This is a genomic window from Lysobacter sp. K5869, from assembly GCF_018847975.1.
In the GTDB taxonomy this organism is placed as follows: Bacteria; Pseudomonadota; Gammaproteobacteria; order Xanthomonadales; family Xanthomonadaceae; genus Lysobacter.
Window position 1 is genome coordinate 631,215 of the sequence record NZ_CP072597.1, and the last position, 15,943, is coordinate 647,157.

The following is a 15,943-nucleotide window of genomic DNA, read 5'->3' on the forward strand; positions in this document are numbered from 1 at the left end:
CGGCCGCGGAACACAGTGGATTGAGGCGATTGCGGCGCGATCAAGCCCCGAGGCGGCGGGCGAACGGTTCGCCGCGCCGGAATCCCGGCGCGCCTCACACATTGCCCGGCCGCGGTCGCCGGCGGCGAGACCGCAGCCTAGCCGGCGCGCATGGCGGCGGCGCGACAGCGCGCGGCGGGACGCCGGTTCAGACGCGGGCGACGGCGCGCCCGCGCTCCGGCGACGGGCTCAGTTGCGGCCCTTGACCAGCGGCAGTTCGGCCTGCTGCCACGCGGCGATGCCGCCGTCGAGCCAATAGACCTGCTCGAAACCGGCCTTCTTCAGGCGCTTGGCGGCGTCGGCCGAGGCCTGACCGTTGCGGCACACCGCGACCACCGGCAGTTGCTTGGCGCCGGCCAGCAGCTTGCTTTCCGGGTCGAACTGGCTGGGCTGGACCGAGCGACTGCCCGGGATGTGGCCCTTTTCGTATTCGCCGATCGCCGACAGGTCGATGACCAGGGCGTTGTCGCGGTTGATGAGCTGGGTCAGCTCGGCCGGGCGCAGCGCCTTGTAGCCGCGGAACAGGCGCGCGGTTTCGGTGTAGATCAGCGCCACGGTCAAGCCGACCAGGCCCAGCGACAGGTACAGGTGGCGGCCGGCGAACGCCAGCAATTCGTCGAAACTCACGGAGTCAGCTCATGCACGGGCGGGGCCGGCACGGCCCTCGCGGGGCCGCGATTGTCGCCCAGGCGGGGCTTGGGCGCAAAAAAGGGGTCGACGCAGCTGCGGACTAGGAGATAGCGGATAGGAGTTAGGAGGTAGCGGAAGGCCGCTTTCGCTATCTCCTAACTCCTAACTCCTATCCGCTATCTCCCTGCTTCACTCGCCTTGCCAGAAATCCGGCAGGCCGCCGATCACCCACCAGGTCTTGGCGACCGGATCCCACTCCCAGGCCTCGAGGTAGCGCACGCTGCGCTCGGCCATGGTGTGGCGGTTGATCACGTTGATGTTGACGATGCGCACCGCCGAGCCCTTGGCCTTGCTGACCTCGCTGCCGACGTCGTTGTAGCCGGACACCTGGATCTGCTTGTAGCGCTCCATCTGCATCGGCGTGGGCGCCAGCTTCTTGCGCAGCTCGGGCTTGATCAGGTTGGCGGCGCCCTCGAAATCGCCCCAGCGGATCGCCGCGGAATAGGCGTATTGCAACTCCGACAGGCGGTTGTTCTGGGTGCCGGTGGTCTGGCAACCGGCCAGGACGAACGCGAACAGGCAGGACAGCAGCAGGTACTTCAACAGGCGCATCGCGGGCTCCGGCTCGGGGGCGGTTTGGCGTGCATCCTAACCGCCCCGCCCGCGCCGCGTCAGGCTTTGACGATGGCCACGTAGCGCGCGGTGAACTCGGTCGCGACCCCGCCCTCGGGCAGCAGCGCGCGCGCGATCAGGCCGGTGCGGGCGCGGCCGCGGGCGCGCAGGGTCTGCACGAACACGCTCCAGTCGGCGTCGGCGGCCAGTTCGGCCTGCACTTCCAGGTCGCCGAACAGCGGCGCCAGGTAGCGGATCTGGCTGTCGGCGACGAACACCTCCGCGCGCAGTTCGGCGATTTCCAGCCCCAGCGAGACCAGCCCCCACGAGGCCAGGGTCATCACCGAGGCGAGGCTGCCGCCGAACGCGCAGCCCTTGTCGTTGACGTGGTGGGTCAGCGGCGCGCGCAAGCGCAGGCGCTTGCCGTCGTAGCCGGCGATGCCGACGTTCATCGCCGCGACCGGCGGCATGGACTGGTAGTGAGTGTGCAGGCGTTGCAGAGCGGCGTCGAAAGTCATCAGCGGAAAGCGCGGTGCGTGGGGGAAAGGAGGCGTGCGGAACGCGTGGGTACGGCGGCGGATCGAAACGAAACGGCAAACCCGGAACAAACCACAAAACTACGAACCGCTCATGAAACGAGCCGGCTTGGAATCTGCGCGACGCGAAGCGGCGAGGCCGGCGCCGCGACCTGCGGCCGCTGCCGCCGTGCGCTGCGGTATGCGAAGCTGCGCGCATGAGCCGCGAGTCGCCGACACCGCCGCGATGGTACGTGATCTCGTTACGTCCTAGTGACGAACACGAGGCGCTACGCTGTATCGCAGCGCAATACGCCAGCGAATTGATCGAGCTGTCGCCGTGGTCGATCCGCAGCGACAACACCATTGCGACGCGTATGGCCTTGGCCGAGGCGTTGCGGGCGACGCGCATCGTCGTCACCAGTCCGAACGCGGTGCGCGCGCTGCGCGATCTGTGCGCGGCCGATGCGCGCGCGGCGTCGCCGTCGTTGCCGCGGCCGCCGCAACGCGCGGGACAGACGTGGTTCGCGGTCGGCGCCGGCACCGCGCAGGCGTTGAGCGACTTCGGCATCGCCGAGGTTCGATGGCCCGAACGCATGGACAGCGAAGGCTTGCTCGCGTTGCCCGGTCTGCAAAGTTTCGCGGCCGGCGAATCGGTCGGCTTGCTGACCGCGCCGGGCGGCCGCGGCGTGATCGCGCCGAGCTTGTCCGCGCGCGGCGCGCAGGTGATTCGCGCCGACATCTATCGGCGCGAACCGGCGCCGCTGTCCCGATTCATGATCGCGCGGCTGAGCGATGCGCGCGCGCCGCTGCTGTTGGCGCTGTCCAGCGGCGAAGCCTTGCAGCGCGTGCTCGACGAGTTGCCGGCGCAGGCGGCGGCGCGGCTGCGGCAAGCGCGGGTCAGCGCGGCCAGCGAGCGCTTGGCGCAACTCGCGCGCGAGGCCGGGTTCGCCGATGTCGGCGTCGCCGCCGGGCCGGGGGCGCGCGAGTTGTTGGCGCCGTTGAGCGAGGCGGCGTCGGGGTGAAGCGCCCGGGTCGTTCGGATCGGTCTGGTTTTGGACCGGTCTGGTTTTGGATCCATCCGGTTTTGGATCCGTCCGGCTTTGGATCCGTCCGGCTTTGGATCCGTCTGACTTCGGACCGGTCTGATTCCGGATCCGCCCGATCGGGCGAACCGGTTCCGACCCAGCCGCGAGCCCCCATCCGACCCGCGCGACACGGCGAGCCCGATCGAACGCGCTCGATCCGACGCGCTCGAACGAGCCCCGCAAGAACGCGGCCGCGCCGCCCCTCGCGAACGCCGCCCGAATCGGATCGCCCCACCCCGTCGCCCACCCGCGCAACGCCGCGCCGCCCGCCCCCGCAAACCGCCCGGCCGCGGCGAAACGCGATGGCGTCAAGGCTGTCTTGATCCGTTCATCCGGTAGCATGGCCGGGTCATGAGCGCCCCCTTCGATTCCGTGCCCACGCCCCCTTCCTCCGCCGCGCCGCGCCGCGGTTCCTCCGTCTGGCTGTGGCTGGCGCTGTTGGTCTTGATCGCCGCCGGCGGCTGGTTCGGTTGGCGCCAGTGGCAGCAGCGCGAAGCGCTCGAGCAAGAAGCCGCGGCCGACGACGCGCAACGCCTGGACGCGCTGGAGCAACGCCTGGACACCCTGCGCACCAACCAGGACGCGCAGAACCGCCGCATCGTCCAGGCCGACAGCACCAACCGGGTGCTGCGCGACGAACTGCACGGCATCGGCCAGCGCGCGGCGCTGATCGAAGACAGCGTCTCCAAGCTCGCCGATCCCAACCGCCACGGCGCCCAGGCCATGCGCCTGGACGAGACCGAGCTGCTGCTGACCCTGGGCCAGCAGCGCCTGCTGATCGCCGGCGACCTGGAAGGCGCGCGCCGCGCCTACATCCTGGCCGGCGGCGTGCTCGACGGCATCGACGACCCGGCCTACCTCAGCCTGCGCCAGACCCTGCTGCAGGAAACCGCCGCGCTCAAGGAGCTGGGCATCGAACCGCGCATGCAAGCGATGGCCAAGCTCGACGCGCTGGCGCAGACGCTGACCCTGCCCGAAGACACCGCCAAGCCCGCCGCCGCCGAGCCGGCGCCGTGGTGGCGGCGCGCGTTCGGCACCCTGATCGACACCCAGCCGGTCGACCGCACCGTCGCCTCGCATCCGGCCGACCGCGCCGCCGCGCTGGCCGCGCTGCAACTGGAAATCTCGCTGGCGCGCGCGGCCGCCGAACGCCGCGACGCGGCCGGCTACAAGATCGCGCTCAAGCGCGCCGAACGTTGGGTGCAACGTTTGTCGCCGCCGTCGCCGGCGCAGGAAAAACAACTGGCGAGCCTGCGCGAACTGGCGGCGATGCCGCTTTCACTGACGGTTCCCACCCTCGGCACCACACTGCAGCAGCTGCGTCAGCTGCGCACGGCCCATTGACGGCCGCCCGCACGATTCGGCTCTGAGGAAGGAGGCGCCGCGATGAATCTGTTCCGCAATCTGCTGTTTTGGATCGTGTTGGCCTTGGTCGGCGCCTTGGTCGCGCAACTGCTGCTGCAGGACCCCGGCCGCGTGGTCGTCACCTACGGCGGCTACGACTACCTCACCAACGTGCCCAAGGCGCTGCTGATGCTGGTCGGCGGGCTGATCGCGCTGTGGCTGGTGTGGAAAGCGCTGAGCCTGCCGTTCGTGGCGATGCGCCGGCACCGCAAGAAGCAGGCGCGGGCGCGCTTGATCGACGGCCTCGACGCCTTGCATCAGGGCCATTGGGCCCGCGCCGAGAAATCGCTGGCGCAGGCGGCGCGCGGCCGCGATGTGGCGGCGATCGCCGGCATCGGCGCCGCACGCGCCGCAGCCGCGCGCGGCGACGCTGCGGCGCAGGCGCAACACCTCGACGCCATCGCCGCCGACCACCCGGCCGCGCGCGCGCTGACCGTCGCCGAACACGCGCTCGCCGACGGCCGCGCCGACGAGGCGCTGGCCGCGCTCGACGCGACCGCCGCGCAACCGCTGCCGCCGCGCGGGCTGGCCTTGCGCGCGCAGGCGCTGGCCGCGCTCGGCCGCGCCGGCGAGGCCTACGGTTTGCTCGGCGCGCTGCGCCAGAGCAACGCCTGGCCGGCCGCGCGCTTGAGCCAGTTGGAAGCGCAGTGGGCCGAGGCCGCGCTGCGCGAAGCCGCCGACGCCAACGTGCTGGCCGACCTGTGGGAAAGCCTGCCCAAGCCGCTCAAGAACGAGCCGGCCGCGGTCGCCGCCTACGCCGGCCGCGCCGCCGAAATGCGTTGGGAAGAAGCCGCCGCCAAGAGCCTGGAGCAGGCGCTGGACGCGCGCTGGGACGAATCGCTGGCGGCGCTGTACGGACGCCTGCCGATCGGCCGCCTCGACGCGCGCCGCGCCCAGGCCGAACGCTGGCTGGCCGGCCATCCGGGCAGCCCCGGTTTGCTGTTGAGTCTGGCCCGGCTCGCGCGCGCGCAAGGCCAATGGCCGCAGGCCGAGACCTACCTGCACCGCGCGCTGGCCCAGGGCGCCGGCAGCGAAGCCTGGGAAGAACTCGGCCACGGCTTCGCCCAGGCCGGCGACGAAAGCCGCGCGCGCCTGAGCTACCTCAACGCGCTGCGCGCCGCGCGCGGCGAAGCGCCGAGCGAACTGCCCGGCCGCGATCTGCGCCAGAAGCTGTTCGACGAGGCGGTGGTCGAGGAACGCGACGAATTCGGCATGCCGCGCCTGCGCGGCTGAGCGCGCCCGCATCGCCATCGGCGAACGGCCGCGGCGACGCGGCCGTTCGGGTTTTCCGCCGCGCTCAAATCCCCGGTTCGCGGAACGCCGGCAAGGTGGCGAGGAACTCGCGCCCGCCGCCGCCGAAGCGCGCATAGCGTTCGGTGATGCGCTTGGGGTACAGCGTGCGTCCGGCGATCACGCCGACGACGATCCCCACCAGCATCATCAGCCCCGCGGCCAGGAGCAACGGCCCCGAGTCGTTGGCGATGCCGAGTCCCAGCGCCAGCGCGAACCCGCCCAGGCAGGCGAGCGCGGCCGCGATCAGGCGCGAGCGGTGGCGGGCGTGGCGCTCGCACAGGCTGGCTTCCAAGCGGCATTTCTTGCGCACGATCATCGCGGCGAGCGCGTAGACCAGCAGATTGAACAGGATCAGCAGCAGCCACCACGCGCTGTGCCAGTAATAGATTTTCTTCAGCCGCGTCTTGCCCGGCGCGTTGCATTTGACGCAGCGGCCCGGCAGGTGCGAATCGCGCAAGGCGATCAAATCCGCGCCGTCGCGCCACGGGCCGTGGCGGTCGTCGGATTCGGTGGACGTGTCGGCGAACGCGCTTTGCGGCGCTTCGTACGGATTGAAGGTTTGCATCCTGCCCCCGGTGGCCGCGCGTCCGGTCCCGGGCCCCCTGCCCGGCGCGGCGTCCGCGCGCTTGCGCTCGCGCTCGCGGCGGCGGCCCGCGTGCGCGGCGCGCGCGGGCCGCGGCGATTGCAGCGGCCATCGTATCGCCGCCGCGTCGATGCGCAACCGACGCGATGTCCGTCGGTCTGGGTCGATCTTCTCTTCATCGGCACGGCGCCCGATATCGCGGCACGAATGCGGCGGATCGTGATCGCGTCGCGCCGATAAGGCGCCGCCGCGCTCGCCGGTGGCGAAAACGAAAACGGCGCCTCGCGGCGCCGTTTCCGCATCGCCGCGAGCCGGACTCAGCGCAAAGGCACGGTCAAGGTCGCCGGCGCCGAGGCCGGCGAACTGAAGCTCACCGTGCCGCCCAAGCGGCTCGCGCCGGCGTAGCGCGGATCGGTTGTGTCGATCACCAGCACCAGGCGGCGGCCCGGCGCGATGTCCCAACTGGTCGCCTCCAAGCGCAGGTCCAGGGTCTGGGCCACGCCCGGCCGCGCGCCGCGCAGCGACACCGGCTTATGGCTGAGCAACTGGCCGGTGCCGAGCAGGTCGACGCTGTAGAGATAGGCGAACAAGCTCACCTCGCTCTGGCTCGGCGTCACCGTGATGCGCAGCTGCGGCATGCCGCTGAGCTGGGCGCCGCTCCAGTACACCGGCGACTGCCACACGCCGGCGCCGGCGCGCGCCACCAGCGGGATCGACGCGGTCGGCGCGACCTGCAGCGACTGCAGGAAGCCGCTGACCATCGCCACGCCCGAATCGGCCACGGTCGGCAGGCCGGTCAGGATCGAATGGCTCCAGCCCACGCTCGGCGCGTCGCGCAGCTCGCCGGTCGGCGCGATCAGGCCGCTGGGCTTGCTCAGCGCGAACACGGTCGCGCCGCGCTGCACCGCGGCCCAATCGGCGTAGCCGCGCCAATCGCCGTCCTGCGACTTCAGCCGCACCGCCGGTTCGCGCGGCACGCCATTGTCGATGCCCTTGAGGTGATGGTCGAACCAGCGCTCGACCGCGGTGTAGGTTTCGCTCGGCAAGCCCAGCGCGCCGGGCGCTTCGATCGTGGCGTGGTCGCCGTGGGCGAACAGCAACTGCTTCGGCCCGCTCAGCGCGTTGTAGAAATCCACGAATTGGCCGGGCGGGAACAGGCTGTCGTTGAAGGCGTTGGCCAACAGCACCGCGGTGCGGTTGCGGTTGAGCGCGGCGACCTCGGTCATCGCGCTGCGCTGCGGCACGATCGGCAGCAAGCCGGCGACGGCACCGTCGAAATCGCCGAACGCGATGCGCGCGGTGGCTTCGGCCAGTTCCGGACCCGGACGGCCGGTCAAGGCGCCCGCCACCACCAACAGCGCCGCGCCCTGCTGGCTCACGGTGCGGTTGGCGTAGAGCGACGCCTCCAGATCCGCCCAGCCGCTCAACGCGGCCACCGCCTTGATGCGCGGATCGCGCTCGGCGGCGAGCAGGCTGATGCCGGCGCCGTAGGAAATGCCGCTGGCGCCGATCCGGTTCGGGTCGGCCGGGGTGTTGGCCAGCGCCCAATCGATCACCGAGCTGACGTCCTCGACCGTGCCCGGCCCGGCGATGTCGATCTGCCCGGCCGAATCCCAGAACCCGCGCGAGGTGTAGCTCACCACCACGTAGCCCTTGGCCGCCAGTTGGCCGGCGCGGCCGACGTACTCCAGGTTCGGCACGCCCCAGCTGGCCGGCATCACCAGCAGCGGGAACGGGCCCGGGCCCTGGTCCTTGGGCACCATCACGAAGGCGCCCATCTCCGCCCCGTCCCAGCCGGCGATGCGCTGGTATTGGCCGCTGAAGCCGCCGGCGTACGCCGCCGGGGCCAGGACGCTGAGCAACAGCAACAACAACGACAGCCACCACGAATGGATCCTGCGCATGAGCTCGTCCCCTCCCAAGGACCGGTCCCGCACGGTTAGATACGTTTGCGTATGGTTTAACGCTCAGCGACCGTACCATCGCGAATGGATGCACAACAACCGCGACTTCGGCGCAACGGCGTGAACCGCGACGACGCGGGTCACGGAATGGAAAAGGTGCGGTTAGGCGGCTTATTCGGTGCCGGGGAGGCAGGCCGTCCGGCGGCTTCGGGGAGGCAGGCGGCTCGGCCCTGGCGCCGCCGGCCCAGCCGCGTCGCGCCTTCATCGCGGCGGGCCGAAAAGCATCGGGCCCGAAAGCCCCTCCCGGCAGAGAGCGGTTTCAGGCCCGACGATCCGGAGCGCGCCGTGGCCACGGGCTCGGCGCCCGCGGCGAACGCTCAGAAATCCACGATCTCGCCGTTCTCGTCCAGGCGCGCATGCGCCACGCTGCGGTCGCGGATCAGCTGCAACTGCGCCGCGACGATCTTGCGCAGGTACTCGGCGTCCTTGGCGTCGAGCTTCGCGCCCGGAAAGCCGCGGTCGGCGCGCAAGGCCTCGAAGGTCGCGCGCGCCTCGTCGAAGCGGCCGAGCCGGCGCTGCAATTCGCCGATCAACAAGCGCGCCTCATGGCCGGCTTCGCCGCCGCCTTCGCGCGCGGCGCGCTTGCGCCACGCGGCCAAGGCTTCCTCGGCATAGCGCGGATACCGCTGCGCGCCGGCTTCCCAGGTCGCGACCAGCAGCAGCTGCGCGAGCTTGTCCTCGGAGTCGCCGAAGAACGCGCGCTGCTTGGCGAGGCGGTAGTACGGCGTGTCCTTGGCCGCCCAGCCGCGGTACTCGGGCGTGTCGACGAAGGCGCGCAGCCGCGCCAGTTCGGGCTCGCTGTAGCTGCGTTTTTCGTCGACGACGAAGCCGTTGCCCGGACACACCGGCAGCGGCCAGGGCGAGGCGATGGGGCCGTATTCCTGGCCGTCGAAGTAGCGGCCGAACGAGGTGCCCGAAGCGGCGAGGCGGGCCGAGAACGGCTTGCCGTCGATGGGGCAGACGATCTGCTCGTCCATGAAGGTCATCGCTGGGGCGGACAGGGGCAACAAGCCCAGGACGAACCAGACAGCGGCGTGGCGGCGCATGACAAATCCTTGTCGTGACGGAGCGCGCATTGTGCATCAAACCGCGCGGGGCGGCCGCCGCGCGCGGCGATGGCGAATGGTTCCAGCTGAAACAAAACGTCGGCCTGGAGCCCGCGAGCGGAACGCGGCGGCCTCGATGCGGATCGCAGGCGTCCGGATCGGCGGCCGCGACCCGTCGTTCCGACCGGCGCAAACGAATCGGGGCCGAAGCGCTCCCACGCATCGTGGAGTGCTTCAGCCCCGGTGGTTCGCATGCGTCCGCGGCCGAGCGGCCGCCGCCGCTCAGCGCTCCAGAATCGCCACCACGCCCATGCCGCCGGCGGTGCAGATCGAAATCAGGCACCGCCCGCCGCCGCGCTGCTTGAGCTCCTTGGCGGCGGTGGCGACGATGCGCGCGCCGGTCGCGGCGAAGGGATGGCCGGCGGCCAGCGACGAGCCGTTCGGATTGATCTTGGCCGGATCGATCTTGCCCAGCGGCGCGTCCAGGCCGAGGCGGTTCTTGCAGTAGTCCTCGCTCTCCCACGCGCGCAGCGTGCACAGCACCTGCGCGGCGAAGGCTTCGTGGATTTCGTAGATGTCGAAATCCTGCAAGCTCAGGCCGTTGCGCTTGAGCATCTCCGGCACCGCCACGGTCGGCGCCATCAGCAGGCCCTCGCCGTGGACGAAGTCGACCGCCGCCACCTGCGCGTCGCGCAGATAGCACAGCACTTCCTGGTTATGCGCCTGCGCCCACTCTTCCGAAGCCAGCAAGCACGCGGCGGCGCCGTCGGTCAGCGGAGTCGAGTTGGCGGCGGTGAGGGTGCCGCGGCCGGAGGTCTTGTCGAACGCCGGCTTCAGCGTCGCCAGTTTTTCCAGCGAGGAATCCGCGCGCAGGATGTTGTCGCGCGCCACGCCGCGGAAGCTCACCACCAGATCGTCGAAGAAGCCGCGCTCGTAGGCGGCGGCGAGCTTCTGGTGCGAGGACAGCGCCCACTCGTCCTGCGAATCGCGCGAGATGTTCCACTGCTTGGCCATGTCCTCGCAGTGATCGCCCATGCTCTTGCCGGTGCGCGGCTCGGCCACGCCGGGGAACTCGGGCTTGAGCTCGCGCAGGTGGAAGCCCTTGAACGCGGCGATCTTGTCCTTGGTGGTCTTGGCCCGCGCGGCCTGCAACAAACGCCGGCGCAGGCTCTTGCCGTAGACGATCGGCACGTCGGAGGTGGTGTCCGAACCGCCGCCGATGCCGGCCTCGATCTGCCCGGTGGCGATCTTGTTGGCGATGGTGATGATCGAATCCAGCGAGGTGCCGCAGGCGCGCTGCAAGGTGATGCCCGGGGTCAGCGGCGACAGGCCCGAGGACAGCGCGGCCTCGCGGCCGAGGTTCCAGTCGCTGCTGTGCTTGATCACCGCGCCCATCGCCACTTCGCCGAGCTGCTGGCCGTGCAGGCCGAACTTCTCGACCAACGCGCCCAGCGTGCGCACCGACATGCCCAGGTTGCCGACGTCCGCATAGGCGGTGTTCTGCCGGCAGAACGGGATTCGCACGCCGCCGAGCACGGCGACGGGACGGTTTTGACGCATCGGCAGCACCTCTGAAGACCGGGTTTCGGGGAAATTCGTGCGGTTTTTGACGCGGGCCCACTGGGCAGAGCGGGCATAATGGGCCTCAGTGTAGCGCCGCCAGCGCGCTCTACCAAACGCCAGCGTATCCTCGGTGACCATGACCTCCGAAAGCCCCTCCGCCCGCGGCCCGGCCGCGCCCCTGCACGTCCTCGGCGCGCTCGCCCTGGAGCTCAAGGGCGACGCCGCCGTGCAACGCAGCGCCCTGGCCCGCCAGGACGCCGGCGCCCTGTCGGAGAAGATCGCCCGCGATCTGGCCGGCTTCGCCGCCGACACCGCGGCGCTGGATCTGGTCACCATCGGCGCCCACTACGACCCGGTCGAACTGCTGCGCCCGGGCTGGCCGCTGCACCGCGAGCTCGACGAACTCGCCGCGCGCGCGCCGCGCGACCGCGGCGCCGAGCAGGCCGGCCGGGTCATCGCCTTCGGCGCCCACGAAGACCAATTGCCCGGCGCGCTGACGCCCTCGCCCGACTTCGCCGGCGGCCCGCTGCGGCTGGTGCCGTTCGCGCTCAGCGGTTCGGCCGAACTGGTCGCCCGGGTCGGCGAGATCCTCGAATCCAGCCTGCTCGAACGCGGCATGGCCCACGCCGACACCGCGCTGGCCGCGCAGGACGCGTTCGGCCTGCAGATCGAACACGCGCGCTACCTCACCGTGCACGACCTCGCCGCGATGATGGCGATGCAGTACGACCACGCCGGCCTCGGCCCGCTGTGGCCGCTGCTGGAAACCGCGCTGCTGCAGCCCGACGGCGAGCAGTGGCTGGACGCGCCGCCCGAGCCGCTGGTGCATTACGCCGACGGCGAAGCGCGCATCGCCCTGTTCTCGCCGGCCGCCTGGCATGCGCGCTACGCGCCCGAAGCGCCGTGCGACACGGCCGAATGCCGCGACAAGCTCAACCGCCGCTATCAGCACTTCGAAGCGCGGCTGCGGCAGATGTCGGCGGTGCTGGGCGCGCACGGGGTGCCGGTGACGTTCGTGCATTGCGACGACGAAAAGCCGCGCGAGGCGATGTAAGCCGGACGCGGCGCGCGGCCGCGCCGCTTGCCGCCATCGATCTGTCGCGCGCCGATCTCGGCGCGCCGCGCACTCAACCGGCGCCGCCGTCGCCCGCCGCGCCGCGGCCGAATTCCTGCTCGAACAGGTCGTAGCCCGCGTCGCTCATCCCCTGTCCCCGATAGGTGCGCTGCGCCGACGCATTGCCGCGCTCGACGTACAAGCGCAGCCCGATCACGCCGGCGGTGGCCTGCGCCAGCGCGGCGACATGGCTGTGCAAGGCGTCGTACACGCCCTGGCGCCGATGCTCCTCGGCGACGTACACGCTTTGAATCCACCACCACTCGCCGTTGCGCCAATCGCTCCATTCGCGGGTCAGCATCAAGGTGCCGGCGGGAACCGCGATGGTTTCGTGGCCGGCGGTTTCCGCCTCGCGCATGGCGATGAAGTAGCGCGCCTTGGCCGGATCGGCCAAGCCGGCGGCGACGCCGGCGTGCACGGTCGGCGGGTCCAGGCGCTTGTGCTCGGTTTCCCAGGCCATCGCGATCATCCATTGGGCGATGAGGTCGTTGTCGGCGGGAGCGGCGTCGCGGATGCGCAGGCGGGTCATGGCGGCGGGGTCGGTGGTGTCGGTGCGGAAAATCGGATCGGGCGTGGCGTGGGAGAGGCTTCAGTCCCGATGCGTTCGCCCCGGCGCCGATGAGGACCGGTCGCGAAGGATCGAAACGCATCGGATCCGACCGCCTGGCCGCGAGGTCTCGCGACCTGCGCGGCGCGCGTTCGGCTCAACGCGACGAGACTTCGTCGCGCCGCGCCGAACGCGATGCACGACTCAACGGCCGACCTTGATGACGCCGCAAGCCAAACGCGCGCCGGCATTGCCGGCCGGCTGGCTCTTGTAGTCGTCGGGCGAGGCGTGGACGATCACCGCGCGGCCGGCGACGTCGTTCGGCGCGCCGCCGCCGAGGGTCACGCCGCTGGCGTGCGCATCGACCTTGGCCACGCCCTGCGCGTCGGCGACCAGATTGTCCATGTCGCCGGCGTGGTGCGCGCCGTGATCGACTTGGCCGTGCGGCTGTCCGGCCGGATTGAAGTGGCCGCCCGCGCTGCTGGCGTCGGCGGCGCTGCAATCGCCTTTCTCGTGGATGTGGATCGCGTGGGTGCTGTTCGGCGTCAGCCCGCCGATCTCGCCGGTGAGATGCACGCCGTCGCCCATCGGACGCAACGTCAGCTTGCCGCTGACCAACGAGCCCGACGCCGAGGCCAACACCACGTTGGCCGAACTGGCGGTGGACACCGGACGAGCGCCCGCGCCCGCGTTCGCAGGCGGCGTGGGTTTGACGGCCTGGCCGCCGCACGCGGCGAGCGCGGCGGTGGCGGCGGCGAGTACGGCGATGCGAAGAGTCGCGTTCATGGCGGTGCTCCTGGTCGGCGGCGTCGCGCGGCGACGCCCGGTCGTGGAGCCGACGCTAGCTGGGCCTGGGTTCAGCGCGGGTGAAGCGCGAACGGCGTGGCAGCGCGGCGTGAGTGGTGGCCTTGCCGCGCGATTATGGCGGCGATGCGCGCGTTCGCGCCACGGCGTTCGCGATTCGCCAAGGCGCGCATCGTTGCGATGCGGCATCGGTTGGTTTTCGCGCGGCGCGGGTTCCGTTGCGCCGGCGCGAAGACCACGCCGCTCAACCGCGGGGACGGCCCGGACCGAGCTTGCGGGTCAAGGTATTGCGCCCCAGCCCCAAGCGCGCCGCCGCTTCGGTGCGGCGGCCGCCGGTGTGGGCGAGCGCGGCTTCGAGCAAGGCGCGGTCGAAACGTTCGCGCGCCTCGGCATGCAGATTGGCGCGGCCCTCGGCCAACTGCGCGCGCGCCCACGCCGACAGCAGCGCTTCCCATTCCTCGCCCGCGCCCGCCGCGTTCGCGGGCGGGGCGCCGAGCGCTTCGTCGAGATCCTCGCGCGCGATCGCATCGCCCGGCGCCAGCGCGGCCAGACGCCAGCACACGTTCTCCAACTCGCGCACGTTGCCGGGCCAATCGTGCGCCATCAGCCGTTCCAGCGCGGGTTTCGACAAGCGCTTGAGCGGCGTGCCGAAGCGCTGCGCGGCGGCGGCGAGAAAACGCTCGGCCAGTTGCGGCACGTCGCCGCGGCGCTCGCGCAGCGGCGGCAGGCGCAGGCGCACCACGTCGAGACGGTGCAGCAAGTCGGCGCGGAATTTTCCTTGCGCGACCAAGCCTTCCAAATCTTGGTGGGTCGCGGCGATCACCCGCACATCGACCCGGATCAGTTCGCGCCCGCCGACGCGGAAGAACTCGCCTTCGGCCAGCACGCGCAGCAAGCGCGTCTGCAGCGGCAACGGCATGTCGCCGATTTCGTCGAGGAACAAGCTGCCGCCGTGGGCCTGCTCGAAGCGGCCGACATGGCGGCGCTGCGCGCCGGTGAACGCGCCGGCCTCGTGGCCGAACAACTCGCTTTCCAGCAATTCGGCCGGAATCGCCGCGGTGTTGAGCGCGACGAAGGGCTTGTGCGAACGCGGCGATTCGCGGTGCAGCGCGCGCGCGACCAATTCCTTGCCGGTGCCGGTCTCGCCGGTGATCAGCACCGACAGCGGCGCCTGCGCGAGCCGGCCGATGGCGCGGAACAAGGTCAGCATCGCCGGGGTGTCGCCGATCAAGGTGTCGGCGGCGGCCGCTTCGGCGTCCGGCTCGGCCGGCGCTTGCGGCGCGCTGGTCGCCAGCGTGCGCGCGGCCAGCGCGACGGCCTCGTCGAGATCGAACGGCTTGGACAAGAATTCCTGCGCGCCGCCGCGGAACGCGCCGGCGGTGCTGGCGACGTCGGTGTAGGCGCTCATCACCACCACCGGCAGCGACGGCGCGCGCGCCTTGAGTTTTTCCAGCAACGCCAAACCGCCGTCGCCGGGCATGCGCACGTCGGTGAACAACAGGGCCGGCGCGCCGCGCTCCTCCAGCGCGCTCAACGCGTCGGCGGCGTTCTCGAATCCATCCACTTGATAACCGGCCTCGCGCAGCGCGGTGGCGAGCACGAAGCGGACCGAACGGTCGTCGTCGACGACCCACACGCGCGCCGCGCTCATGCCTGCGTCTCCCCGGGCGCTTGCCCGTCGTTGTCTTCGATGTGCATCGGCAGCAACAGCGTGAACACCGTGTGGCCGGGACGCGAGCGATAAGTCAGCGACCCGCGATGCTCGCGCGCGACCTGCTGCGCCAGCGCCAGCCCGAGCCCGCTGCCTTCGGCGCGGCCGGACACCAGCGGCAGGAACAGTTGCTCGGCCAGTTCCTCGGGCACGCCGCGGCCGTCGTCGATGATCTCCAGGCGCAGCGCGATCGGATGCGCGCTGTCGCCGATGCGCGCGCCGTGCTCGACCCGGGTGCGCAGATGGACGTGATTGGCGCCGGCCTCGATGGCGTTGCGCGCCAGATTCCACACTGCCTGCATCAAGCGGTCGGCGTCGCCGGCGAACTCGGGCAGGCTGGGGTCGTAGTCGCGCACCAGGCGCACCGCCCAACCGGCGTCGGCTTCGGCCAGACGCAGCACGCGTTCGAGCACGGCGTGGATGTTGAGCGGCGCGTGCGGCCGCGGCGGCGCCGGCGTCAGCAAGCGGTCGACCAAGCCGGTGAGGCGCTCGACTTCGCTGTCGATCAGTTCGATCAACTCGCGCGAATCGGCGTCGTCGACGCGGCGCGCGAGCAATTGCGAAGCGCCCTTCAAGCCGGCGAGCGGATTGCGCAGTTCGTGCGCGAGCCCCTTGAGCGAGGCCGACAACGCCGACGGCAACAACAGCGCCGGATCGTCGCCGGGAAACTCGTCGACCGGATGCGCTTCCAGCAACCAGCCGCCGTCCTCGCGCCGGCTCAGCCACAGATCGGCGAAACGCTCTTCGCCGTCGCCGTAACGCAAGCGCATGCGGCGCATGCGCAACGGCGCTTCGTCGCCGCCCGCGCGCGCCACCGCCAGCGCCAAACGGCCGTCGCCCGCATCGAGCCCGGCCAGCGGCCAGCCCAGTAAGCGCCGCGCGCCGACGCCGAACCAGCGCGAGAACGCGAGGTTGCAGCCGGTCAGGCTGCCGGCCGCGTCGCTCCAGGCGATGGGCGTGGTCAGGCCGTCGAGGCCGAGGTCGGGAGCGGGCTGGGGGTCGGAGGGCATTGCACCATCATAGTGCAGCG

At 71.3% G+C, this 15,943-nt stretch carries 15 protein-coding genes; 4 read left to right on the top strand and 11 right to left on the bottom strand.

Annotated elements, in window-relative coordinates:
- Nucleotides 1-228: 228 nt before the first annotated feature.
- The 3 genes from J5226_RS02710 to J5226_RS02720 all read right to left on the bottom strand — a co-directional run bounded on the left by J5226_RS02710 (nt 229) and on the right by J5226_RS02720 (nt 1,799).
- On the bottom strand, nt 229-666 hold the full coding sequence (locus tag J5226_RS02710; protein WP_215838329.1) for a rhodanese-like domain-containing protein: 438 nt from the start codon (nt 664-666) through the stop codon (nt 229-231).
- Nucleotides 667-858: 192 nt separating this feature from the next.
- Nucleotides 859-1,281: a hypothetical protein gene (locus J5226_RS02715; protein WP_255322973.1), complete on the bottom strand. Its 423-nt coding sequence runs from the start codon at nt 1,279-1,281 to the stop codon at nt 859-861.
- Between the two features lie 59 nt (nt 1,282-1,340).
- Entirely contained in the window at nt 1,341-1,799 is a 459-nt protein-coding gene (locus J5226_RS02720; protein WP_215838330.1) for a YiiD C-terminal domain-containing protein, read from the bottom strand.
- A gap of 215 nt (nt 1,800-2,014) precedes the next feature.
- Here J5226_RS02720 and J5226_RS02725 point away from each other — a divergent pair, with 215 nt between their 5' ends.
- From J5226_RS02725 to J5226_RS02735, 3 genes are all read left to right on the top strand, one after another.
- Nucleotides 2,015-2,821: a uroporphyrinogen-III synthase gene (locus J5226_RS02725; protein ID WP_215838331.1), complete on the top strand. Its 807-nt coding sequence runs from the start codon at nt 2,015-2,017 to the stop codon at nt 2,819-2,821.
- A gap of 414 nt (nt 2,822-3,235) precedes the next feature.
- Complete coding sequence (locus tag J5226_RS02730; RefSeq protein ID WP_215838332.1) at nt 3,236-4,228, top strand: uroporphyrinogen-III C-methyltransferase; 993 nt, start codon at nt 3,236-3,238, stop codon at nt 4,226-4,228.
- Between the two features lie 42 nt (nt 4,229-4,270).
- Nucleotides 4,271-5,521: a heme biosynthesis HemY N-terminal domain-containing protein gene (locus tag J5226_RS02735; RefSeq protein WP_215838333.1), complete on the top strand. Its 1,251-nt coding sequence runs from the start codon at nt 4,271-4,273 to the stop codon at nt 5,519-5,521.
- A gap of 64 nt (nt 5,522-5,585) precedes the next feature.
- On the opposite strand, the gene J5226_RS02740 is transcribed toward J5226_RS02735, so the two are convergent.
- The 4 genes from J5226_RS02740 to J5226_RS02755 form a co-directional block, all read right to left on the bottom strand.
- Complete coding sequence (locus tag J5226_RS02740) at nt 5,586-6,146, bottom strand: hypothetical protein (protein WP_215838334.1); 561 nt, start codon at nt 6,144-6,146, stop codon at nt 5,586-5,588.
- Between the two features lie 335 nt (nt 6,147-6,481).
- The gene (locus tag J5226_RS02745; protein ID WP_215838335.1) at nt 6,482-8,068 is read right to left on the bottom strand and encodes a CocE/NonD family hydrolase; all 1,587 of its coding nucleotides are present in this window, start codon (nt 8,066-8,068) and stop codon (nt 6,482-6,484) included.
- 377 nt (nt 8,069-8,445) lie between these two features.
- Nucleotides 8,446-9,174, bottom strand: a complete 729-nt coding sequence (locus J5226_RS02750; RefSeq protein WP_215838336.1) for a hypothetical protein — start codon at nt 9,172-9,174, stop codon at nt 8,446-8,448.
- Between the two features lie 282 nt (nt 9,175-9,456).
- Complete coding sequence (locus J5226_RS02755) at nt 9,457-10,734, bottom strand: acetyl-CoA C-acetyltransferase (RefSeq protein ID WP_215838337.1); 1,278 nt, start codon at nt 10,732-10,734, stop codon at nt 9,457-9,459.
- Nucleotides 10,735-10,873: 139 nt separating this feature from the next.
- Here J5226_RS02755 and J5226_RS02760 point away from each other — a divergent pair, with 139 nt between their 5' ends.
- Complete coding sequence (locus J5226_RS02760; RefSeq protein ID WP_215838338.1) at nt 10,874-11,791, top strand: hypothetical protein; 918 nt, start codon at nt 10,874-10,876, stop codon at nt 11,789-11,791.
- 73 nt (nt 11,792-11,864) lie between these two features.
- Here J5226_RS02760 and J5226_RS02765 read toward each other — a convergent pair whose 3' ends face one another.
- The 4 genes from J5226_RS02765 to J5226_RS02780 form a co-directional block, all read right to left on the bottom strand.
- Entirely contained in the window at nt 11,865-12,380 is a 516-nt protein-coding gene (locus tag J5226_RS02765; RefSeq protein WP_215838339.1) for a GNAT family N-acetyltransferase, read from the bottom strand.
- A gap of 222 nt (nt 12,381-12,602) precedes the next feature.
- Complete coding sequence (locus J5226_RS02770) at nt 12,603-13,184, bottom strand: superoxide dismutase family protein (RefSeq protein ID WP_215838340.1); 582 nt, start codon at nt 13,182-13,184, stop codon at nt 12,603-12,605.
- 262 nt (nt 13,185-13,446) lie between these two features.
- Nucleotides 13,447-14,853 (bottom strand): nitrogen regulation protein NR(I), encoded by a 1,407-nt coding sequence (ntrC, locus tag J5226_RS02775; protein WP_215838341.1) that lies wholly within the window; start codon nt 14,851-14,853, stop codon nt 13,447-13,449.
- Nucleotides 14,850-15,923: an ATP-binding protein gene (locus J5226_RS02780; RefSeq protein ID WP_215838342.1), complete on the bottom strand. Its 1,074-nt coding sequence runs from the start codon at nt 15,921-15,923 to the stop codon at nt 14,850-14,852. Before J5226_RS02780 ends, ntrC begins: the two co-directional genes overlap by 4 nt.
- Between the last annotated feature and the right edge of the window lie 20 nt (nt 15,924-15,943).